This is a genomic window from Pedobacter sp. N36a (assembly GCF_014472395.1).
Lineage (GTDB): Bacteria > Bacteroidota > Bacteroidia > Sphingobacteriales > Sphingobacteriaceae > Pedobacter.
On record NZ_JACSZW010000008.1, the window covers coordinates 134,349 to 156,798 of the forward strand.

21 protein-coding genes are annotated in these 22,450 nt (G+C 40.9%); 13 read left to right on the plus strand and 8 right to left on the minus strand.

Annotated features, from left to right (window positions below):
- Positions 1-18 precede the first annotated feature (18 nt).
- From H9X96_RS16645 to H9X96_RS16665, 5 genes are all read left to right on the plus strand, one after another.
- Positions 19-549, plus strand: a complete 531-nt coding sequence (locus tag H9X96_RS16645) for an OmpH family outer membrane protein (protein ID WP_062550243.1) — start codon at positions 19-21, stop codon at positions 547-549.
- 54 nt (positions 550-603) lie between these two features.
- Positions 604-1,158 (plus strand): OmpH family outer membrane protein, encoded by a 555-nt coding sequence (locus H9X96_RS16650; protein WP_187667370.1) that lies wholly within the window; start codon positions 604-606, stop codon positions 1,156-1,158.
- Positions 1,159-1,221: 63 nt separating this feature from the next.
- On the plus strand, positions 1,222-2,052 hold the full coding sequence (gene murI, locus H9X96_RS16655) for a glutamate racemase (RefSeq protein WP_187667371.1): 831 nt from the start codon (positions 1,222-1,224) through the stop codon (positions 2,050-2,052).
- A gap of 288 nt (positions 2,053-2,340) precedes the next feature.
- On the plus strand, positions 2,341-2,880 hold the full coding sequence (locus H9X96_RS16660) for a GIN domain-containing protein (protein WP_187667372.1): 540 nt from the start codon (positions 2,341-2,343) through the stop codon (positions 2,878-2,880).
- A gap of 230 nt (positions 2,881-3,110) precedes the next feature.
- The gene (locus tag H9X96_RS16665) at positions 3,111-5,012 is read left to right on the plus strand and encodes a class II glutamine amidotransferase (protein ID WP_187667373.1); all 1,902 of its coding nucleotides are present in this window, start codon (positions 3,111-3,113) and stop codon (positions 5,010-5,012) included.
- 57 nt (positions 5,013-5,069) lie between these two features.
- On the opposite strand, the gene H9X96_RS16670 is transcribed toward H9X96_RS16665, so the two are convergent.
- On the minus strand, positions 5,070-5,696 hold the full coding sequence (locus tag H9X96_RS16670) for a LysE family translocator (protein ID WP_187667374.1): 627 nt from the start codon (positions 5,694-5,696) through the stop codon (positions 5,070-5,072).
- 198 nt (positions 5,697-5,894) lie between these two features.
- Here H9X96_RS16670 and H9X96_RS16675 point away from each other — a divergent pair, with 198 nt between their 5' ends.
- From H9X96_RS16675 to H9X96_RS16695, 5 genes are all read left to right on the plus strand, one after another.
- On the plus strand, positions 5,895-7,502 hold the full coding sequence (locus H9X96_RS16675; protein ID WP_187667375.1) for an MFS transporter: 1,608 nt from the start codon (positions 5,895-5,897) through the stop codon (positions 7,500-7,502).
- Positions 7,503-7,563: 61 nt separating this feature from the next.
- Complete coding sequence (locus H9X96_RS16680) at positions 7,564-8,028, plus strand: dCMP deaminase family protein (RefSeq protein WP_062550236.1); 465 nt, start codon at positions 7,564-7,566, stop codon at positions 8,026-8,028.
- A gap of 43 nt (positions 8,029-8,071) precedes the next feature.
- Entirely contained in the window at positions 8,072-9,604 is a 1,533-nt protein-coding gene (gene guaA, locus H9X96_RS16685) for a glutamine-hydrolyzing GMP synthase (RefSeq protein WP_187667376.1), read from the plus strand.
- Positions 9,561-10,790, plus strand: coding sequence for an ABC transporter substrate-binding protein (locus H9X96_RS16690; protein WP_187667377.1), 1,230 nt, complete (start codon positions 9,561-9,563; stop codon positions 10,788-10,790). Before guaA ends, H9X96_RS16690 begins: the two co-directional genes overlap by 44 nt.
- Complete coding sequence (locus tag H9X96_RS16695) at positions 10,787-11,968, plus strand: RsmB/NOP family class I SAM-dependent RNA methyltransferase (protein ID WP_187667378.1); 1,182 nt, start codon at positions 10,787-10,789, stop codon at positions 11,966-11,968. Before H9X96_RS16690 ends, H9X96_RS16695 begins: the two co-directional genes overlap by 4 nt.
- 97 nt (positions 11,969-12,065) lie before the next feature.
- Here H9X96_RS16695 and H9X96_RS16700 read toward each other — a convergent pair whose 3' ends face one another.
- The 3 genes from H9X96_RS16700 to H9X96_RS16710 all read right to left on the minus strand — a co-directional run bounded on the left by H9X96_RS16700 (position 12,066) and on the right by H9X96_RS16710 (position 16,906).
- Positions 12,066-12,632, minus strand: a complete 567-nt coding sequence (locus H9X96_RS16700; RefSeq protein ID WP_062550232.1) for a MarC family protein — start codon at positions 12,630-12,632, stop codon at positions 12,066-12,068.
- Between the two features lie 138 nt (positions 12,633-12,770).
- Positions 12,771-14,471 carry an amino acid permease gene (locus H9X96_RS16705; RefSeq protein ID WP_187667379.1) on the minus strand — a complete coding sequence of 567 codons (1,701 nt, stop codon included), beginning with the start codon at positions 14,469-14,471 and terminating at the stop codon, positions 12,771-12,773.
- A gap of 134 nt (positions 14,472-14,605) precedes the next feature.
- Positions 14,606-16,906, minus strand: a complete 2,301-nt coding sequence (locus tag H9X96_RS16710; protein ID WP_187667380.1) for a sodium-translocating pyrophosphatase — start codon at positions 16,904-16,906, stop codon at positions 14,606-14,608.
- 394 nt (positions 16,907-17,300) lie between these two features.
- Here H9X96_RS16710 and H9X96_RS16715 point away from each other — a divergent pair, with 394 nt between their 5' ends.
- Both H9X96_RS16715 and H9X96_RS16720 read left to right on the plus strand, forming a co-directional pair.
- Positions 17,301-18,764, plus strand: coding sequence for an APC family permease (locus H9X96_RS16715; RefSeq protein ID WP_187667381.1), 1,464 nt, complete (start codon positions 17,301-17,303; stop codon positions 18,762-18,764).
- 58 nt (positions 18,765-18,822) lie between these two features.
- On the plus strand, positions 18,823-19,401 hold the full coding sequence (locus H9X96_RS16720; RefSeq protein WP_187667382.1) for an XRE family transcriptional regulator: 579 nt from the start codon (positions 18,823-18,825) through the stop codon (positions 19,399-19,401).
- Positions 19,402-19,448: 47 nt separating this feature from the next.
- Here the strand turns inward: H9X96_RS16720 and H9X96_RS16725 are convergent, their stop codons facing one another.
- Both H9X96_RS16725 and H9X96_RS16730 read right to left on the minus strand, forming a co-directional pair.
- Complete coding sequence (locus tag H9X96_RS16725; protein WP_187667383.1) at positions 19,449-19,646, minus strand: DUF5808 domain-containing protein; 198 nt, start codon at positions 19,644-19,646, stop codon at positions 19,449-19,451.
- 133 nt (positions 19,647-19,779) lie between these two features.
- Complete coding sequence (locus H9X96_RS16730) at positions 19,780-19,938, minus strand: hypothetical protein (protein ID WP_187667384.1); 159 nt, start codon at positions 19,936-19,938, stop codon at positions 19,780-19,782.
- A gap of 161 nt (positions 19,939-20,099) precedes the next feature.
- Between H9X96_RS16730 and H9X96_RS16735 the strand changes: the two genes are divergently transcribed.
- Entirely contained in the window at positions 20,100-20,861 is a 762-nt protein-coding gene (locus tag H9X96_RS16735; protein ID WP_187667385.1) for a DUF1269 domain-containing protein, read from the plus strand.
- 22 nt (positions 20,862-20,883) lie between these two features.
- Here the strand turns inward: H9X96_RS16735 and H9X96_RS16740 are convergent, their stop codons facing one another.
- Both H9X96_RS16740 and H9X96_RS16745 read right to left on the minus strand, forming a co-directional pair.
- Positions 20,884-21,777, minus strand: a complete 894-nt coding sequence (locus H9X96_RS16740; protein ID WP_187667386.1) for a DMT family transporter — start codon at positions 21,775-21,777, stop codon at positions 20,884-20,886.
- A gap of 103 nt (positions 21,778-21,880) precedes the next feature.
- Entirely contained in the window at positions 21,881-22,450 is a 570-nt protein-coding gene (locus H9X96_RS16745; protein ID WP_187667387.1) for a Crp/Fnr family transcriptional regulator, read from the minus strand.

A 22,450-nucleotide genomic window follows, 5' to 3' on the forward strand; every position in this document is an offset into this window, starting at 1 on the left:
AATAATAAAAAATAGGCTATGAAAAAATACCTTTTAATATGCTTCTTAAGCTTTACCTGCATGGGAGCTTTTGCACAAAAGTTTGCTTATGTAGATACAGAATACATCTTGAAGCACCTTCCAGAGTATAAGTCTTCACTGAATGAGCTGAACGTAGCTTCACAGCAATGGCAAGGACAAGTGGATCAAAACTTTGTGGAGATCGATAAAATGTACAAAGCTTACCAGGCAGATCAGGTATTACTTACTGCGGATATGCGTAAGAGAAGAGAGAATGACATTATTGAAAAAGAAAAAGAAGCGAAAGATTTTCAGCGTAGAATCTTCGGCCCGGATGGAGAACTTTTTCAAAAACGCACGAAGTTGTTAGGTCCTATTCAGGACAAGGTAACTAAGACGATTACAGAAGTGGCAAAAGGCAAACAACTGGATTTCATCTTTGATAAAAGTAGTGAAGCAACCATGATGATTTATGCCAGCAGCAACTACGATGTCAGCAATGATGTGATCAGATTGCTGGGTTTTAAACCAGGTACGATCCTTAAGTAAGTTAACAACACAAATAGATAAACAAGTAAAAACAATTTATTAAGACAAATAGAAATGAGAAAGTCAATTAACGCATTTTTTATCGCAGCGGGGTTATTGTTTACTGCTAACGTAGCAAATGCACAACAAAAATTAGCGCATCTGAACTCGGCATTGATCATTGAAGCTATGCCAGAGGTTAAAGATGCCAGAACTAAATTAGAGGCGTTTGGTAAAACTAAACAAGCTGACGTAGAGAAAATGATTACTGAATATCAAGGTAAACTTTCAGCTGCTGAAGCTAAACAAAAAACATTGAGCGAAGCCAATAAAGAAACTGTTGGTAAAGAATTACAAGCAATGGGTGCTGAATTGCAAGATCTTCAAAAACGTATCGAAGATGCAAGAGCTAAAGCACAGCAAGAAATGGAAGCTAAAAATGCAGAATTGTTTAACCCTATTCAGGTGAAAGCTGATGCAGCAATCAAAGCTGTTTCTAAAGAAAAAGGTTTTGCTTACGTATTCGATACTGCCAACCAGGCATTAGTTTACTGGGATGGTGGTGATGATATCACTGCTGCTGTTAAAGCTAAATTGGGCATCACTGCAACTCCAGCACCAAAGAAATAATTAGAATTAAAATATATAAATTGCGGGATGGGGTGATCAAACTCCATCCCGCTTTTTTTTACCATGAATATTGACCAATCGATAGGCGTTTTTGATTCTGGATATGGTGGTTTAACCGTCTTTAAATCCATTGCCAAACAGCTGCCGCAATACAATTATATATATCTGGGTGACAATGCCCGCGCTCCTTATGGAGACCATTCTTTTGAAACGGTTTATCAGTATACTTTAGAATGCGTAGAATGGCTCTTTGCGCAGGGATGCCCACTGGTCATCCTTGCTTGTAATACGGCTTCAGCGAAAGCACTGCGCAGCATTCAGCAAAAGGTGCTGCCGGTTAAGTATCCAAATCACCGCGTGCTTGGAGTGATCAGGCCAACCGCGGAGGTGGTAGGGCAGTATACCCATCGCAGGAAGGTAGGTGTGATGGGAACCCGTGGTACGGTCAACTCCCTTTCTTACCCAATGGAGATCAATAAGTTTTTTCCAGATATTAAAGTGGCACAGCTGGCTTGCCCGATGTGGGTGCCGCTGATCGAGAACAACGAACATATACATCCAGGAGCAGACTACTTTGTCCAGAAGTACCTGGATCAGCTGCTGGAGAAAGATGCGGATATTGATTGCATTCTTTTGGCTTGCACACATTATCCTTTACTGATTCCTAAAATTCAGTCCATTTTGCCTGCAGGTATTGAACTGCTGGGGCAGGCAGACATTGTCGCGAACAGTCTGGAATTGTATCTGCAGAACCATCCGGAGATCGCTGAGCAGATTAGTCAGAAAGGGGGCCGCAGGTTTTTTACTTCTGGAGATCGCGGGACTTTTGATCAGCATGCTTCGATTTTCTTCGGAGAAGAGGTGCAGTCGAATCAGATGCACCTGAAAATTTAAATCATTCCCCGGAGCTAAGCGCTCCGGTATGCTGATGTTACTTACTCAGGCGGTCGTTGACCGCCTTTTTCTTTATCCGCTTTTCCTGAATCAATTCTTGATACTTTTGCTTAGGGTCGATTTGTCAGCGGATCGACGAAAATAATTTCGTCGATTGGTCGAGAAGTTCGGGCATTTCGTCGAGAGGTGCACTGTTATGGTCTAAAGCGCCATAAATCGCTGAAACGTTTCTCATTTGGCTACGTCTTATCTACAAAACAACTTTAAAAACTTAAAATATTAAAAGATATGAAAACTGCCATCAAAACGCTAATCGCAACTTCTCTAACAGCTATCGTTTTAACTTCTTCAGCCTTCACAACGTTCGCAAAAGAGAAAGCACCAATGGGCATCACTGCTCCGGTAAAATTCAATAAAGTAGTTGTAACTGGTAACGCCAAAGTAGTATTGGTACAAGGAAACAGAGAAGACATCAGCAGCTATGATGCGTTAGCCGAAAACGGAACAAGCATAGTTCAAAAAGGATATACTTTATACCTCAATTCTACTGACAATAGTACGATCTATGTATATGTAAAAGACCTGCAGAGAATTGATGCAGCAAACACTGCAATGGTTAAAACCCGCGGTGACTTTGATTTAGCCGTTCTTCAGATCTTCTTAAAAGATGAAGCTAAAGCAAATGTGAATGCAAAAGTTGGCAGCCTTTATACCGATATCAGCGGTTATTCAGACCTGAAATTGAGCGGGTCTTCTAAAGAACACGCCTTGGTTAAAAACGATGTTTCTAAATTGAACCTGAATGATTTCATCATCGCTAAACTTTGAAACTGTCAGATCAGCATTAAAATAATCGGGTCTATTTAAAAGATCTGCCGATATATGCCAGAAACCGCTCCCTTTAGAGCGGTTTCTTTGTGTGTTTTTATATCATTCTTTTACCTGCTAAACGCTTTAAACGGTATTTAATTAAGTGATTATAATCTTAATGAAAGATTGTATTTCTTTCTAGGTTCTGAGAATTATTAACGGTAAATTTGCGGCTCAAATCACACACAATGAGCGACTCGATCAAGCACGAATGCGGTATTGCCTTTATCCGCCTTTTAAAACCTCTCTCATACTACCAGGAAAAATACGGTACCACCCTTTACGGCCTTAATAAGCTTTACCTTTTAATGGAAAAGCAACATAACCGTGGACAAGATGGTGCAGGTATTGCAACCATTAAACTCGATGTTAAACCAGGTCACCGCTACATCAGCAGGTACCGGTCTATGGCTCAAAATGCAGTTGCGGATATTTTTGGATATGTACAAAGTAAATTTGTAGACATTCAGAATGAAACGCCTGAGCTGATGCAAGATGCAGAATGGTTGAAAACCAATGTTAGTTTTATTGGAGAAGTTCTACTAGGTCACCTTAGATATGGTACCCATGGTCAGAATAGTATTGAAAACTGTCACCCTTTCCTACGTCAGAACAACTGGATGACCCGTAATCTGGTGATTGCAGGTAACTTCAACATGACGAATGTGGAAGAGTTGTTAGAGCAATTATATGAGCTTGGGCAACATCCTAAAGAAAAAGCAGATACAGTAACCGTACTTGAAAAAATCGGTCATTTCCTGGATGATGAGAATCAGGAACTTTTTGATGCTTATAAAAAAGAAGGATTAGATAACGTTGAAATCACGCACAAAATCTCTGAAAGTTTAGACATTGCTAAAATCCTTCGCCGTTCTGCAAAGAACTGGGATGGTGGATACGCCATCTCTGGTATCGTTGGTAATGGTGATGCTTTTATCCTTCGTGACCCTTCAGGAATTCGTCCGGCATTTTATTATGCAGATGATGAGATCGTAGTTGCGGCTTCTGAAAGACCAGCAATTCAAACTGCTTTCAATATTCCATTTAAAGATGTAAAAGAAATTCAGCCTGGACATGCTTTGATTGTTAAGAAAAACGGTAAAGTAACTGAGGAAATTTTTAGAGAACCTCAGGAAAAAAGAGCGTGTTCATTTGAGCGCATTTACTTCTCGAGAGGTTCTGATGCGGAAATCTATAAAGAAAGAAAACATTTAGGCGCACTATTATGTGATCAGATTCTGAAAGCAGTAAGTGCAGATCTTAAAAATACCGTATTCTCTTTTATCCCTAATACAGCTGAAGTTTCTTTCTACGGAATGGTAGAAGGTTTACATGGCTATATCAGAGGGGTACAAAAAGATACTTTACTGAACCGTAAAGAGCAGCTGAGTGATGAAGAACTGAATGAATTGCTATCAATGAACCCAAGAGTGGAGAAATTGGCAATTAAGGATGTGAAGCTAAGAACGTTCATTACTCAGGATGCCGATAGAGGTGATATGGTAGCCCATGTTTATGACACTACTTATGGGGTGATCAAAAACGGTACGGATACTTTAGTGGCCATTGATGACTCCATCGTTCGTGGAACTACCCTGAAACAAAGCATCATTAAGATCATCGACAGGTTACATCCTAAGAAGATCATTATTGTTTCTTCTGCTCCGCAGATCCGTTACCCGGATTGCTATGGTATCGACATGTCTAAAATGGGGCAATTCGTTGCTTTTGAAGCGGCCATTCAGTTGTTGAAAGAACGTGGTTTGGAACACATCATCGAAGAAGTTTATCAGAAATGTAAAGCTTCATTGCTGCTGCCAAAAGAGGAGATTGTAAACCATGTGAAAGACATTTACAGACCTTTCACACAAGAAGAGATCTCTGCGCAAATCACGAAAATCATCACTCCTGAAAACATCAATGCAGAAGTAGAAGTGATCTATCAGACTTTAGACAATTTACACGTAGCTTGTCCTAATCACACCGGCGACTGGTATTTCTCAGGAAACTACCCAACACCTGGTGGTAACAAAGTTGTGATTAAAGCTTTCGTAAACTGGAAAGAAGGAAACAACCAAAGAGCTTATTAATACAGCGCTTTAATAAAATACGAATCCCCGTCAGGCTTAAACCAGACGGGGATTTTTTTATTTAAAATGTTTCAAGAAGACTTCAATAAATAAGCGGATGGCAAAGATGATGATTACCGCCCCCGCAACCCTGTTCAGATTCTGTATGGTCTTCTCTTTGATGCGGTACCGCAGCTTAGCGGCATAATATGTCTTTACACCATCTACAGTCAGCTGTGTGGCCATGGCCACGATAAAGAACACCACTTTTTCAGCCATGGTTAAGTGTAACTGCACGGAGATGATACCGCCCACCATAATCCAGAACATTAATGTAGTAGGAGATAAGAGGCACATTAAGAAGCCCTTAAGGATGTAGCCGCGTTTTTTGATCTTCGCAATCTCCCCCACATCATAACTTACTTTTACTTTATTGAACAGGTAATACAAACCAATCCCAAACAAAAAGAGGCCTCCTACGATGCCTATATATTGAAAGTATTCCGATTTATAATCTACAAACTGTGCACTGAAAATGGTCAGGGTGATAAAGATAATGTCACTAAAAATCACACCTACCGCAAGAGAAAACCCAGCTTTGAAGCCCTTCTCAATGCTCGTTTTAATCATGGAAAAGAACACAGGCCCCGTTAAAAACGAAAATAATATACCTGCACCCACCCCCTGTAATATTGCTTCAAACATTCACCTAACTTCTAAAATTATGCTAATATGCGATTTTCAGAATAAAATCACCCTTATTATTTTAATAGATCTCCCATCGTAAGCTGCCAGTCTTGCTGTAAAATCAGTAATATGATTTGCCACTGTGTAAACATTACACTTTAGCAAACAGTTTTTTTTATTTATGTTTAGCGCACCAAAATAAGTTAATACGGTTATATGGAACAACAATCAAAAAAAAATTACGGCACCGCTTTGTACACAATTATTACTGTGTTCTTTTTCTGGGGCTTTGTTGCTGCTTCAAATGGTATTTTTATACCATTCTGTAAAGCGCACTTTAATCTGACTCAATTTGAGTCTCAGCTTATTGACTTCACATTTTACGGTGGATACTTCATTGGATCACTGTTGCTGTATTTCGCCTCTCAAGCCAGTAAAGTAGATATTTTAAATAAAATCGGTTACAAGAAAGGGATTATCGCCGGTTTAGTGATCTCCGCAGTAGGTGCGTTGATCATGATTCCCGCAGTACATTCCGGATCTTTTATCTTTATCTTATTCACATTTTTCGTGATTGCCCTGGGTTTCTCCCTTCAGCAAACCGCTGCTAACCCTTTTGTGGTGGCTTTAGGTGCGCCTGAAAGTGGTACTCACCGTTTAAACCTTGCCGGTGGTATCAATAACCTTGGTGGTTTAATGGGACCAGTAATCGTGAGTGTGGTTTTATTCGGTACTGCAAATGATGCTGTTCCGAAAGCAGTAGAAATCAGCTCTATCAATAACCTATACCTGATTCTTGCTGGTCTGTTTATCGCAGTGGCGGTCTTCTTCGCACTGTCTAAATTGCCAGAAGTTACCAGTAATGAGAAAGTAGAAGCCAGTCCTAAGCCTAATGGTCCGTTAGTAGTGATGATTCTTGGTTTCCTAATGGTAGCTGCTGCAGGTCCTTTAGCGAATGCTACTGGTGTTCCTGCTTCGGTATTTGTATACTCTTCACTGGCCATCATTCTTGGTGCTTTGCTGTTCGCTTATACCGTTAAAAAAGACAATCCTGAGAAATGGGGCGCAATGCAATACCCGCAATTGGTATTGGGTATGCTGGCAATCTTTATGTATGTAGGTACGGAAGTAACCATTCAAAGTAACTTAGGGGCTTTATTGAACCTGAAGGAATTTGGTGGTTTAGCGGAATCTGAGATCAAACAATACATCTCATTATACTGGGGAAGTATGATGATCGGACGTTGGACAGGGGCCATCTCAGCCTTTAAAATGTCTAAAACCATGAGAAATGTCCTGACGGTTATCGTTCCTTTCGTTGCTTTTGGAGTGATTTTAGTCGTCAACCATTTTACAGGAACTGATGTAGGTAACTTATATGTATATGGCATCTGTATCGCGGTAATGATTGTTGCTTTTTACCTTGGACAGGAGAAACCGGCCAAAACATTGGCCATCTTCGGTACTTTAGGTGCGATCTCTATGGTGATTGGTTTATTAACTACTGGTCATGTCGCCATCTTCGCTTTCGTAAGTGGTGGATTGTGCTGCTCGATCATGTGGCCTTCGATCTTCGCATTATCGATCACAGGATTGAACAAATACACCAGTCAGGGTTCTTCATTCTTAATCATGATGATTTTGGGTGGTGCGATTATTCCGCCAATTCAAGGTGAACTTGCCGATACAATTGGTATCCACAGTTCTTATATTGTTCCGGCAATCGGGTTTGCTTACCTGATCTTCTTTGCCTGGAGAGTAAGCGCTGTACTGAAAAGTCAGGGCATTAATGTAGAAAATATTGAGGCCGAAGGAGGTCACTAATTATATTTAACAGGAAAGCTTCCCATTGATTCGATGGGAAGCTTTTTTATTGATCACCTATATGAGTAAAAAGAGTTTCGATCATATTTATATGAATCTGGCAGTGGATCTTGCTGCACGTTCCCATTGCGTAAGGGCACACGTAGGTGCAGTATTGACAAAAGACACCAGAATCATTTCTATCGGTTATAACGGGCCGCCGCCAGAAACACACAACTGTGATGAAGAGTGGCCGGAAACGGGCTGTGATAGGGATTCCCGCGGCAGCTGCTCTCTCGCCCTGCATGCAGAAGAAAATGCAATTTTATATGCTTCTAAGAATGGCTCTAAAATTGAAGGTGCCACTTTATACACCACGCTTTCCCCTTGCATCGCCTGTGCGCGGTTAATTTTATCCTCCGGAATCAGGAAGGTTTTATACCTGGATTCTTATGCGGAATATAAAGGATTACCTAGTGATGAAGGTGTAGATTTTCTGAGAAGATTCGGTGTAGAGGTAAATAAGTATCAAATCGAGGTTAATTGACATTCTGTCTTGTACCAGCAGGTAAGTTTTCTTAACTTTGGCCATGCTAGAAAAAATCATTATTCTCGATTTTGGTTCCCAATACACGCAGCTAATTGCCCGCAGGGTACGCGAACTAAATGTGTATTGCGAAATTCATCCCTTCAACAATATTCCTGAAATCACATCAGACGTAAAAGGTATTATATTTTCAGGTAGCCCATTCTCGGTGCGTCAAGCAGATGCTCCACAGATTGACCTGACTAAATTCCACCTTAAATTCCCAGTATTGGGTGTTTGTTATGGTGCGCAATATATGGCGCAGCAGCTTGGTGGTGAAGTTCAGGCTTCATCAACTCGTGAATACGGCAGGGCTAACCTGAATTTCGTTGCTAGCGGAAATAAATTATTTAAGCACATCAACCTGGATTCTCAAGTATGGATGTCTCATGGAGATACCATCACAAAGATCCCTGAAAACTTTGAACTGATTGCAAGTACCGACAGCGTAAAAGTTGCGGCTTACCAGATTAAAGATAGCGAAACGTATGCGATTCAGTTCCACCCGGAAGTGACACACAGCACGGACGGAAAACAATTGCTGGAAAACTTTTTGGTAGATATCTGTGGATGTCATCAGGAATGGACTTCTGAAGCTTTCGTAGAAACAATCATTGCAGATTTAAAAGAAACTATCGGTGACGATAAAGTAGTACTTGGCCTTTCAGGTGGGGTAGACTCTAGTGTTGCTGCTGTATTATTACACAAAGCAATCGGTACTAATTTACACTGTATTTTTGTCGACAACGGTTTACTTCGTAAAGACGAATATGACAGTGTATTGGAACAATACAAACACCTTGGTTTAAACATCAAAGGCGTAGATGCTAAAGATCGTTTCCTAAGCCAATTGGCTGGTGTGACTGATCCTGAGTTGAAACGTAAAGCAATTGGACGTGTGTTTATCGAAGTATTCGATACAGAAGCACACCTGGTTGAAGACGTAAAATGGTTGGCACAGGGCACGATTTATCCAGACGTAATCGAGTCGATCTCTGTTAACGGCGGCCCATCAGCAACGATTAAATCTCACCATAACGTAGGCGGATTACCTGACTTTATGAAACTGAAAGTAGTAGAGCCTTTGAAAACTTTATTTAAAGATGAAGTAAGAAGAGTAGGTACATCATTAGGTTTAGAGCATTTCATCATTGGCCGTCACCCTTTCCCTGGTCCGGGATTAGCGATTAGAATTCTTGGTGAGGTGACTCCAGAGAAGGTAGCTATTCTTCAGGAAGCGGATGCGATCTATATCAATAACTTAAAAGAAGCAGGTCTCTATGATAAAGTATGGCAGGCAGGAGCAATCTTCCTTCCAGTACAGTCTGTGGGGGTAATGGGTGATGAACGTACCTACGAAAATGCCATCTGTCTTCGTGCAGTGGAATCTGTAGATGGTATGACTGCCGATTGGTGTCATTTACCATATAACGTACTCGCCAAAATTTCTAATGAAATTATTAACAAAGTAAAAGGAATAAACCGCGTAGTATATGATATCAGTTCAAAACCACCCGCTACAATTGAGTGGGAATAAGTATTGGCTGATCATTTGTATGGCTTTCTTATTTTCAGCCTGTTCGCCGAAAATAAGAAAGCCTGCAAATAAAAACCCAGACGGCCAGGGTAAAGAGAAAGAAATAGAAAAACCTGCAGCGCGGTTTACGCAGGCTAATATTTCCTTACTGATCCCTTTCCGCCTAAATGAAATTAACTTGAGAACGGCCACCAAAGCCGAGGTCGATAAATCGGCAATGGCCATCGACTTTTACCAGGGTTTCAAAATGGGAATAGACTCAGCAGCAAGTTTGGGATTAAATTTCAAAGTGAATGTCTTTGATACCCGTGACTCTAATGCGCAGATCGATGCGCTCATTAATAAAGGAACTTTAACGTATACAAACCTGGTAGTAGGGCCAGTATTTCCTCAGGGCATTAAACACCTGATGCCTTATTCTATTGCCAGAAATATTCCGGTGATCTCGCCATTGGCAGCTACACATCCTGAGGAATTTAATAATCCTAACCTGATTTCTGTAGTCAATAATATTGACCTTCATGCCGGGAAGATTGTGAATTATGTGGCTAAAAATTATGCGCCAGAAAATACGATTGTGGTATTCATCAATCCGAAAACCAGTAGTGATGAGGTGTTAGCAAGGCCATTACGCGAGTATTTTAAAGCCAATAAAAAAGTCTTTTTGGTACAAGAATACCCTTCTGTATTTAGTATGGAAACGAAAATGCAAAAGGGCAAGCAATACGTGGTCATCGTTACCTCGTCCGACCGTAAATTTGTGGTTCCAACCTTAGATAGGCTGGTTAAAATTAAGAATAAAGGCTATGATCTGAATTTATTCGGTCACCCGGATTGGATCAAACAGAATTATAATGTCGATAAATTACAGGCTTTAAATACCAGTATCACTGCTTCCTACCATGTCAATTACCGAAGCGCGGCAGCGGTTCAGTTCATTAAAAAGTATAGAGTGGCTTTCAAATTTGAGCCTTCAGAATATTCTTTTAAAGGCTTTGATATCGGTTTTTATTTTGGTAAATTATTTGCTGAGCATGGTGCCAATTATTTGAAGTACCTGACCAAAGAAAAGTATGAAGGACTGCACAATTCTTTCAACTTTCTTCATGACGAGAAACTGGGTTATATCAATACCAGTTTAATGCTTTTACGCTATAAGAATTTTGCTATAAACGTTGTAGAATGAGAATAGAACACCAGATCCGGGCATTTGAGCAGATTTTTAAAAGCTACGATGGGCTGCTGCCTTTACATCGGTTTTTACACCTCTATTTCAAACAGAATAAGAAAATGGGTTCTTCAGACAGAAGATGGTCCAGCCGTTATATTTATAGTTTTTTCAGGTTGGGGAAAGCCCTGATGAAAGAACCGCAGATACTGCGCCTGGCAATTGCCGATTTCTTGTGTAATAACACCCATAGTTTAGTGGTAGATAGCCAGCTGCCTGAACTTGCTGGTCAGACAGAATTGCCACTAAAAGCTAAGCTGGCATTGATTCAGTCGGCATTTCCGGCTTTTAACCTGTCGGATGTATTTTCTTTCCACCAGAATTTAAGTGCGGAGGTGGAACAGGAAGATTTCTTTGAATCTTTTTTCACCCAGCCTGATTTATTTCTAAGGATAACTAAAGGACATCTGAAAGCTTTAATGGCCGATTTGCAGGCGCATGAAGTACCGGTAAAAGAACTGAGCGAAACCACGCTGGCCCTGCCAAACGGGACTAAACTCGAAAATATATTCCCCAACCAGAAGTTTTATCAGGTACAGGATCTATCTTCTCAAAAGACAGGTTTGTTATTTGAACCTAAAGCTTATGATCGCTGGTGGGATTGCTGCGCGGCCTCAGGGGGGAAATCCTTATTGCTGCACGACCTAGAGCCTAGCGTGCAGCTTGTGGTGAGTGATGTGAGAGAAACGAGCTTAAACAACCTCGATGATCGTTTTCATGAGGCTGGAATTAAGAAGTATCAAAAGAAAGTATTAGATCTGCTGCAAAACAACGACCAGGACTTACATGATTATGAATTTGATGGCATTGTACTCGATGCGCCTTGTTCAGGATCCGGTACCTGGGGACGTACACCGGAAATGCTGTACTATTTTGATGCCCATAAAATCACCATGTATAACCGCTTGCAGAAAGGTATCGCCAGCAATGTGGTCAAATACCTGAAAGTGGGAAAACCATTGATTTACATTACCTGTTCAGTTTTTAAGCAGGAAAATGAAGAAGTAGTCCGCTTTCTGGAAGAAACATTGCCGCTGAAACTGGAGAAGATGGAAGTGGTTAAAGGGTATAGAGATGCTGCAGATACGATGTTTGTAGCGCGCCTGATTAAAACAGAAGAGTTGATTAAAACATAAAATTAGCCCTGAGAACAGGAAGCTAATACGGAGCTAAAATATAATGGCCTCAGAATGATCGAAATTCTGAGGCCATTTTTATATAGATACAGGCTGGTTACAAGCCTGTATTGTTTCTGAATAGCTTGATCGCAATGGCGAGTAAGATCACTCCAAAAGCCTTCCTCAATACATTTAAGCCGGCTTTACCTAGTAAACGTTCTAAACGGTTGGTGTTTTTCAGTACAAAATAGACAAACATCATGTTGATCAGGATACCGGCGATAATGTTTTGCGTGGCATACTCTGTCTTTAAGGAAAGTAGCGTAGTCATCGTTCCAGCCCCTGCAATTAAAGGGAAGGCCAGGGGAACAATAGACACGGTTTCCGGAACATCTTCATTGAAGATCGTAAGTCCAAGTACCATTTCCATGGCAATTACGAAGATCACAAACGAACCTGCAATCGCAAAGGATTCTACATCCAGGCCGATTACTTTTAATAAGGTTTCTCCCGCAAAAAGAAAGATGATCATCAATGCTGTGGCCACAATAGTTGCTTTTTCAGATTGAATATGACCGGCTTTCTTTCTAAGTTCGATCACCACCGGGATGGCACCCAGAATATCAATAATCGCGAACATGATCATTGAACAAGAGAGGATTTGACTGAAATTAAATTCCATAGCAGCTGTATTTATGCTGCAAAGGTATATTATTTTGTAATAAGAAGGTGACAAGAGGTAAACAAAACGGCCTGAATTCTATGGAAAGAACCCAGGCCATTTTTGTTTAAAAGAGACGCCTCTTTAGTAAAAGAAGGCTTATACTTTAGCTTTCACGTTTTTAGACGTGGCAGCACGGTATACGTAAATGAATAAATGTACTATGGCAAATATCAGAGAGAAGTAATATAATCCAGTATCTGTGCCGTTAGTGGTATGGTGGTGAATGATCGCCACAATAATCAGCAATACCGCTAAGGCTAAGCCGATATAAGAAACTACTTTATTACTTCTGGCCAGGGTAACCGGATTGTTGTCAGATAATAAACTATTTTTGATGCCATAGAACAAATACACGTTTACACCGATAATCATCCATACTAGTAAACGAACCCAGGTATCTAATGGAAGGAATACCATCATTCCTAAGCAAACCACTACACCTAAGATAGGGATAAGCGGTACCATTGGTACTTTAAATGCTCTTGGAAGATCAGGCATGCGTTTTCTCAGGATAATAATACCGATACATACCAGAATAAAGGCGAATAAGGTACCAATACTGGTCATTTCACCTACTACTCTCGCCGGAACAAAAGCTGCAAATAAACTCACAAATACCATGAAAAGGAGGTTGCTTTTTGCAGGTGTACTGAACTTAGGATGAACTTTAGAAAATACGCCTGGTAATAAACCATCTTTACTCATTGAGAAGAATACTCTAGACTGACCCAATAACATCACCAGGATCACAGAAGCGTAACCGCCAAGAATCGCCAGGATAATTGCTTTATTTAACCATGGATAAGCTGGAGTAACGAGTCCAGCCGCATTTTTAATACCCATGTTGTCAATTGCAACAGCAACAGGAGCAATACCATCCTGACCTTTGAATAGGTCGTAGTTGGCAACACCTGTCATCACGTGCGCAAATAAGATATAAAGGACGGTACAGATGAATAGAGAAACTAAAATACCGATTGGCATATCTTTCTTCGGGTTTTTAGCTTCCTGAGCTGCAGTAGACACCGCATCAAAACCAATGTAAGCGAAGAATACAATACCCGCTGCTCTAATGACACCACCCCATCCGTTTTCAAAGAAACTGGCATGACCCGGTTTGTCTGCAGGGATAAAATATGGAGAATAGTTGTCTGCATTAATGTATTTCCATCCTAAGAAGATAAAGATGAATACAATCACTACTTTAACTGCTACAATCACACCATTGATGATGGCTGATTCTTTAGTTCCTCTAATCAATACCAGGGACATCAATACGATGATGAATACGGCAGGTAGGTTAAACATGCCATTTACGATGGTGCCATCGGCAAGGGTAGCCGTATCAAATGGCGACATCACTACCTGGGCGGGCAGGTGAAGGTCGTAATATTCGAGAAACTTGACCAGGTATCGACTCCAGCTGATAGAAACTGTAGCCGCACCGACCGCATATTCCAATACCAAATCCCAGCCAATGATCCAGGCTACTAATTCGCCCATGGTGGCATAAGAATAGGTATATGCACTTCCTGCAACAGGGATCATGGAAGCAAATTCTGCATAACATAAACCTGCAAATCCGCAACCTATTGCTGCAATAACGAAGGAAATGGTAATCGCCGGGCCGGCGTTATTGGCTGCTGCTGAACCGGTAATGGAGAATAATCCAGCACCGATAATCGCCCCAATACCCAAAGCAACCAGATTTACCGGGCCTAGGGTCCTCTTCAGTGCCCCTTCTCCGGTTTCGGAAGCTTCTTTTGTAAGTAAGTCAATCGACTTTCTAAAATTCATAGTTTAAAGTTTAGTAAAAGGTTGTTTATAGTGGTGTTTTTGATTTGTAATCTGATTGTCAAACCTAAATAAAGATGTTTAAAAATAAAAGGGATTTTTATTCAAAATCCCTTTTATTAGTAACAATCATAATATTATCGTTTGACACTGATCGTGTCCAGCAGGTTCTTTAAGGTATCAATTTTCTCAATTCCATTGGCATCTATGGTTTTCATCACCCGAACTTCTTTTCTGATCTCCTGACCGAATTTCATTTCTGGAACCACGCTTACAGCAATGTAAGGGGCAATTACTAAGGATACAATCGACATTAATTTGATTAAAATATTCATGGAAGGACCGGAGGTGTCTTTGAAAGGATCACCCACCGTATCACCAGTTACAGAGGCTTTATGGGGGTCAGATCCCTTGTAAAATAGCTCGCCATTAATTTTTACTCCTTTTTCGAAGGACTTCTTGGCATTGTCCCAGGCGCCGCCTGCATTGCTCTGGAAAATTCCCATTAAAACACCCGAAACAGTTACTCCAGCAAGTAAACCACCCAATATTTCAGCAGAGCTTACCGCAGGAAATACATTTTTAAATCCGAAACCTACAATGATTGGTGTCAATAAGGCAATCGCACCAGGTAGCATCATTTCACGGATCGATGCTTTGGTAGAAATGGCCACACATTTTTCATATTCAGGTTTGGCTTTATATTCCATGATTCCAGGGATTTCCCGGAATTGACGGCGGACTTCCTGCACCATATCCATCGCAGCTTTACCTACTGCTGCGATACACAGTGCAGAAAAAATGAAAGGAATCATCGCGCCGACAAATAGTCCGGCCAATACAGGCGCCTTATAAATATCGATTGCATCTATGCCTGCAACGCCCACAAAGGCGGCAAATAAGGCCAGTGAAGTCAACGCAGCAGAAGCAATGGCAAAACCCTTGCCTGTTGCTGCTGTCGTGTTTCCTACGGCATCCAGGTTGTCTGTACGTTCCCGCACTTCTGGTGGAAGCTGGCTCATCTCTGCAATACCCCCTGCATTGTCTGCAATAGGGCCAAAAGCATCAATGGCAAGCTGCATGGCAGTGGTAGCCATCATACCGGCAGCAGCAATGGCTACACCATATAAACCGGCAAAGGAATAAGAGAAAATAATTCCGCCAGCCAACACTAAAATAGGGGCAACAGTAGATTTCATTCCTACAGACAATCCGCCAATAATATTGGTCGCATGACCGGTTCCTGATTGCTGGATAATTGAGTTTACAGGGCCTTTACCCATGGCGGTATAATATTCAGTAATGATACTCATGAGCGTACCCACTACAAGACCTACTAAAATGGCATAATAAACGTCCAGATTCGTGAAATCTACCCCGCGAAGGTGTAATTGAGGAGGCAGCATACACATCACAATGAAATAACAGGCAATTGCAGTGAGGACAATTGAACTCCAGTTGCCTAGGTTTAAAGCGGTCTGCACATTGGAATCTTCGCCTTTAATGCGGACAAACCAGGTGCCTACGATAGAAAATAAGATGCCCAGTCCGCAGATGACCATGGGCAGCAACACCGGTGAAAAGCCATTCAGCTGATCAATAGCTACACCATTTAATTTCTCTACTATAATTTCTTGTCCCAATACCATGGTCGCCAGGATAGTAGCCACATAAGAACCAAATAAATCAGCTCCCATACCGGCAACATCACCCACATTGTCGCCCACGTTATCTGCAATGGTCGCAGGGTTACGGACATCATCCTCTGGAATTCCTGCTTCTACTTTACCTACTAAATCAGCGCCTACATCGGCAGCTTTGGTATAAATACCACCACCAACACGGGCAAATAAAGCAATAGACTCTGCACCTAATGAGAAGCCTGTGAGTACTTCTATCGCTGTTTTCATCTCCGTACTGTTGGCATCGATTACGTTAAAGACCTTTAGGAACACGATAAATAATCCACCTAAGCCGAGGATCGCCAATCCTGCAACACCTAAGCCCATTACTGTTCCACCTGTAAAAGACACTTTTAAGGCTTGCGATAAACTAGTTCTGGCAGCCTGTGTGGTGCGTACATTGGCTTTAGTAGCGGCTCTCATACCGATATACCCCGCAGTAGCAGAAAATACCGCTCCAATGACAAAGGCAATGGCAATGATCCAGCTGGAATGTAAGGTTACTCCATTTACTTCATGTATGTTTCCCGAATAAGCAAGCAATGCCGCTGTAAATACAACGAAGATGCTGAGTACTCTCCATTCTGCCTTCAAAAAGGCCATGGCGCCATCGGCGATATAACCCGCAAGTTCCTGCATTTTCGCATCACCAGCATCTTGCTTGTTGACCCAGGCGCTTTTTATCGCCATGACGATAATGCCAATTAAACCCAGTAAAGGGATAAAATAAATTAGATTTTTTTGTAAGAACTCCATACTTAGTTTAAGTTTATTTGGTTGATTTTTAATTTACTGGGTATAGATTGACTCCTAAGGGTAGTATGGAGTAGCGCGTTCACAGCTCAGATAAGTGCTACGTAAAATTAACAGTGTTCTTGTAAAAAGCAAATTTTTAATGAAATGATTGCTCAGGTTTTTTTTAGAAAAAATAATTTAATATTTGGAATGACCTTTCCAGGTCAGTGGTTTTGATTTTTTTAAATATATTAGCACAAACTAACCAAACAAAATGAAAGCATCAAATTGAACCACAATTACTTCCATGACGATGCGCTTGCATTTTGAAAACCAACAACCAAAAAAGAGGAATTTTTTGAAGCGCCTAACCAGCTATTCAGTAGAAGAGAATCCCTCATAAAAAACAAACTAAATGGAAAAAGAAAGTCAAGATGGCTCTTTCAAAAGAGAACTTGGATTATTAGATGGGACCATGCTGGTCGTAGGATCAATGATCGGTTCTGGTATTTTTATTGTCAGTGCGGATATTGCCAGACAAGTAGGCTCGGCAGGCTGGCTGATTGTGATCTGGCTGCTTACCGGATTGGTCACTGTAATCGCTGCAGTAAGTTACGGAGAGCTGAGTGCGATGTTCCCTAAAGCAGGCGGACAGTATGTTTACCTGAAAGAAGCCTATAATAAACTGATTGCCTTTCTATATGGATGGAGCTTTTTTGCGGTGATACAAACGGGAACCATTGCCGCTGTAGGGGTTGCTTTTTCCAAATTCGCCGCCTATTTATACGAACCTTTTAGTGAAACTAATATTCTTTGGCAGCTGCAAACAGGAAGTACAGCTGCTGGAGTGCCAGAGTACTTTTCATTGAGTGCTGCACAGCTGGTTTCTATAGTGACTATTGTTTTTCTGACTTACCTGAATAGCCGTGGGGTAAAAGACAGTAAGACGCTGCAAACTTTTCTAACCATCATTAAAATATTATCACTTTTTGGCTTAATCGTCTTTGGTTTTACACTGGGAGCGAAAGCAGAAGTATGGAATGCCAACTGGGCAGATGCCTGGAGCCTAAAATCAATGAATGTAGAAACCGGTTCCTGGATGACGATTGGAGGCTCTGTCCTTTTTGCAGCCATTTCAGCCTCTTTAGTGGGATCTTTGTTTTCCAGTGATGCCTGGAATGGGGTAACCTTTATTGCCGGTGAGATAAAAAAACCAGAACGTAACGTCGGACTCAGTTTATTTCTGGGCACTTTTATCGTCAGCGTGATTTATGTACTGGCCAATTTGATGTATGTGGCCGTGATTCCTATGAATGACATTGCCACCGCAAAATCCGACCGTGTAGCAGTCGTTGCCGCCCAGCATATTTTTGGAAATGCCGGAACCATTATCATCGCATTGATGATCATGATTTCTACTTTCGCCTGTAACAACGGGCTGATTATGGCAGGAGCAAGGGTTTATTATACAATGGCGAAGGATGGCCTCTTCTTTAAAAAGGCGGCTACTTTAAACAAAGCAAGCGTGCCTGCCTGGGCTTTATGGTTCCAATGTTTCTGGGCATCCGCTTTATGCCTGACCGGTAAATATGGTGCACTGCTGGATTTTGTCATGATCATCGTGATGATCTTCTACATTCTGACCATTCTGGGGATTTTTATTTTAAGAAGAAAGATGCCCAATGCGGAACGCCCATACCGTGCTTTCGGTTATCCGGTACTGCCGATGTTATACATCATCTTTGCTGCAGTTTTTTGTGTGTCTTTACTGATGACCAAAATGAGTACCTGCGGATGGGGAGTAGTCATCATGCTGGCTGGAATTCCTGTATATTACCTCACAAAACAAAAGGATATAATAGTTGATCCTGTAAATTAGAAGATAGCTAGTATTGCTGCGGTGATAATTTGATTATTTTTGGACAATAAAATGTACTATGGAAGAGGATGTAATCCTGAAGATCAGTTATCGGATAAAAGAAATAAGAAAAGAAAGAGGCATTACCGTTCAGGAACTGGCAGATCGTGCAGGAGTGAGTAAAGGTTTAATCTCTCAAATTGAAAATAACCGTACCGTTCCTTCTTTAATAGTCTTGATAGATATTATTAAGTCATTAGATGTGGATTTAAACCAATTTTTTAAAGACATCTCCGATAGTGCCAATAAAGCACCGGTAGTAGTCAAAAGAAAATCTGAGTATGAGTCGTTTGAAAAGGAACAGGCACTAGGCTTTTTATACAAGCGGATCCTGACCAAAGCTATAAAGAATGCTACGGTAGATATTGTACTGTTGGAATTGGAACCCAGTGCCTCCAGGCCAATGGTGGTCACAGAAGCTTTCGAATACAAATATATCCTGGCAGGAAATGTGAAATATCATTTTGAAGACCAGGAAATCGTGTTGTCCGCAGGAGATTCTTTACTTTTCGACGGTCGATTGGCACATACGCCAAAAAATATAGGTACAGATAAAGCAATTATGCTGATCCTATACTTCTTTGAAGAAGTAAAGTAATCGCAATAGACACCTAACATAGCTTCTTTACCTTCCTTGGCTGGTCACTATGGAAGGTAAAGAAGGGTATAGACGAACATCACACTAATAGTCAGTAAAATGAGGATATTCATTTTATGCGCAAAGTTTAAGGTGTATCCCATCGATCTTTCGCGCTTAGGCACGAAAAGTCTTGAATCTCTTGGGTTCCAATAGATGAATCCCATCTTGTAATTAACAATGTTGTCTACAGGGTCTAAGTCCATTTTGAGCTTGTTTTTTAAGTTTGGTTTGTATAAATATATGATTTTCAGTCAATTTATAAAACACTGTTAAAAAATAATTGCAGTTTTTTTTGCGGCTTTTTTTTCCTGTTTTTTCATCTGTTTTCTGGGTAAACTAACCTTTGCTTTTCTTAATCGGCACCTTTTTCGCCTCTTTTGCTGAAGTTTGATTCGCCGGTTCTGCTCCTTTGGCTTTTCTACCAGCATCAGCCATTTCTTTTTCCTGAGTTTTACTTTTTAAATTGCCTTTACCGTTGTCTTGTAAATTTTTCATGGTGATTTCTTTTAGTTTCAGATATAACAGATAAACAATTGGAGAATATTTTAGTTTAAATGTGCCCTTCCATAATAATCACAATTACAGATTGGCGATTAAAACAAAATATCTAGTGATTTGTAGTTATATCACGTAATTAAGAACAAAAAAACATTTCCATGGAAAAAATGATTCAGGCCTTATTCAACACTGAAGTTGAGGCATTCAAAGGGTTAAAAGCATTGCAGGAACTTAACCTGACCAACGATATCTCAGTTGGTGAAACCTATATATTAACACGTGATGAAGATGGAAAAGTAAACATCCGATCGGCCAAAAATGAATCTTTAGGTAATGGTACCTTAACTGGGGGCGTAATTGGTGGTTTAATTGGGTTATTGGCAGGCCCATTAGGGTTTATTGTTGGCCTGGCAGGTGGAATGATTGCGGGTTCTGCCGGTGAAACTTTAAAAGCAGAAGGCGTATCCGATTATCTGGATCAGATTTCTGCAAATATCCCGGACGGCAAATCTGTTTTAATCGCTCACGTATGGGAGAATTGGGAAACACCAGTAGATGCCTTGCTTGGTCCATTGAGCATTGAATTGAAACGCTTTAACCTGGATGAAAAAGTTTTTGTACCGGCGAAAACAGAATTGGATAAATTAAACTCCGATATCGAAGCCGCAGAAAATAAACTGAAAGAAGTTGTTGAAACGGAAAAAGCCGACTGGGAAACTACCCTAACGAATTTAAAGGCTAAACGTGCAGCATTGGAAGATAAATTGAAAACGCATACTGCACATCAGGAAAAACAATATGAGGAATGGATCAGCCAATCTCCGGCCGACCATTTGGAAGATGCAGACAAACAGGCACGTCTGGAAAATAGAATCAAGGAGCAGAAAACGCGACTTGACGAAATCAAAAAAGATAGATAGTATTATAAATTAAAAGGGAGCGCTAAGCTCCCTTTGGTTTTTCTATATTCATCAGTACCACTGCAGCAAGGATGAGTAGAATTCCTCCCAGCTGCGTTAGATTAACCGGTTCTTTTAAGATAAAATGCGCCATGGCTACCGAAACAGGTATTTCCACGGCGGCGATAATAGTCCCCAGTCCAACTCCGGTAAGCGGCATCCCCATGGTAAAAAGTAAAGGTGGAAGAATAGTTCCAAAAAGTGAAAGGACAATCCCCCATTTCCAAAAGATATCAAAAGAGAAATTCATGTTCAGGGAAGAGTGGAAAATGAGCATGATAATGATCAGTCCGCCGAGGACCAGATATAAACTTCTTCTGACCACCGGTAAATGCAGGGCGATTCCATTGGAAGCATATACGGTAATGGTATAAGATAATGCGGCTAACATTCCAAAGCCAATACCACGCCAATCGAGTGTAACTGAGGATTGCAGTAGATTAGTAGCCAATATCGTTCCAGCGATAATGATCGATACCGAAATGATTTTCCGGTTTCCAGGGCGCTTTTTATGTAAGATCATTTCCAGAACTACGCCCATCCATACCGTTTGCATCAGCAATACAATCCCCACGCTCACCGGAATATATTGAACGGATAGATAATAGAAAGTACTCGTGAGGCCCATTGCTGTACCTGCAACCATTAATTTTAACAAGCTTTTCCAGTTGGATGTCGGAGCACTGTCTGCTGCTGGTCTTTTGCTAAACATACTGATGAGCAATAAACTGATCACGCCTATTGCAAATTGAGAAAGTGTAACTTCTGCAGTAGAATAACCTTCTTTATAGGCCATTTTGACAAATGTGGCCAACATGCCATAGCTTGCTGAGCCCAATGCCACCAGAATACTTCCTTTTATTAAATTGTTTTTCATCAGTATAGGATTTTGATGAACGCGATACGTTCATAGGATAGCTAATTATTGCTGCAAAGAAAGTGCTTTTTTAGAGAGAAAATCTGTACATAGGTTGAGGTTTTTACAATTCCGCTCTGATTCTGCTAAGTTGAGTAGGGCTGATCCCAAGATAGGAAGCAATATGATGCAGTTTTAAACGCTGTAATAAGTGCGGGTGGTTTTGTTTGAATTCTGCATAGCGTTGTCCGGCAGTCTCATGTTTCAAACTGATTTCTCCGATTTCTTTTTCAATGACCCAGTGCTGTTCCAGGTAATGAATGTAAAATCTGGCGATGTCTGAAAATTGTTCGGTTAGCCTGGAAAACTGTTCAAAAGGATAGCTGATAATTTCGGTTTCTTCTAAGGCCTGGATGGTAAATTTACCTGGCTGCTTTAATAGCATGGCGCTGGTAGAGGCTACCAGAGTTTGTTCCGGAAAGAATTTCTTGATCACCGTAGTACCGTCTTTATCGGTGTAAAAATAGGAAAGCAGTCCTTTTTTTACAAAATAGATTCTTTTAGGAATGGTCCCTTCCAGCAGTAAATGTTCTTGCTTGGCTAGTTTCTGTTCCTTTAGCAATTGCTGCCATGCTTCCTGAGCAGCAATTGAAATTTGCGCATAGTGGTGGATGTATTTCCAGAATTCTTCCAT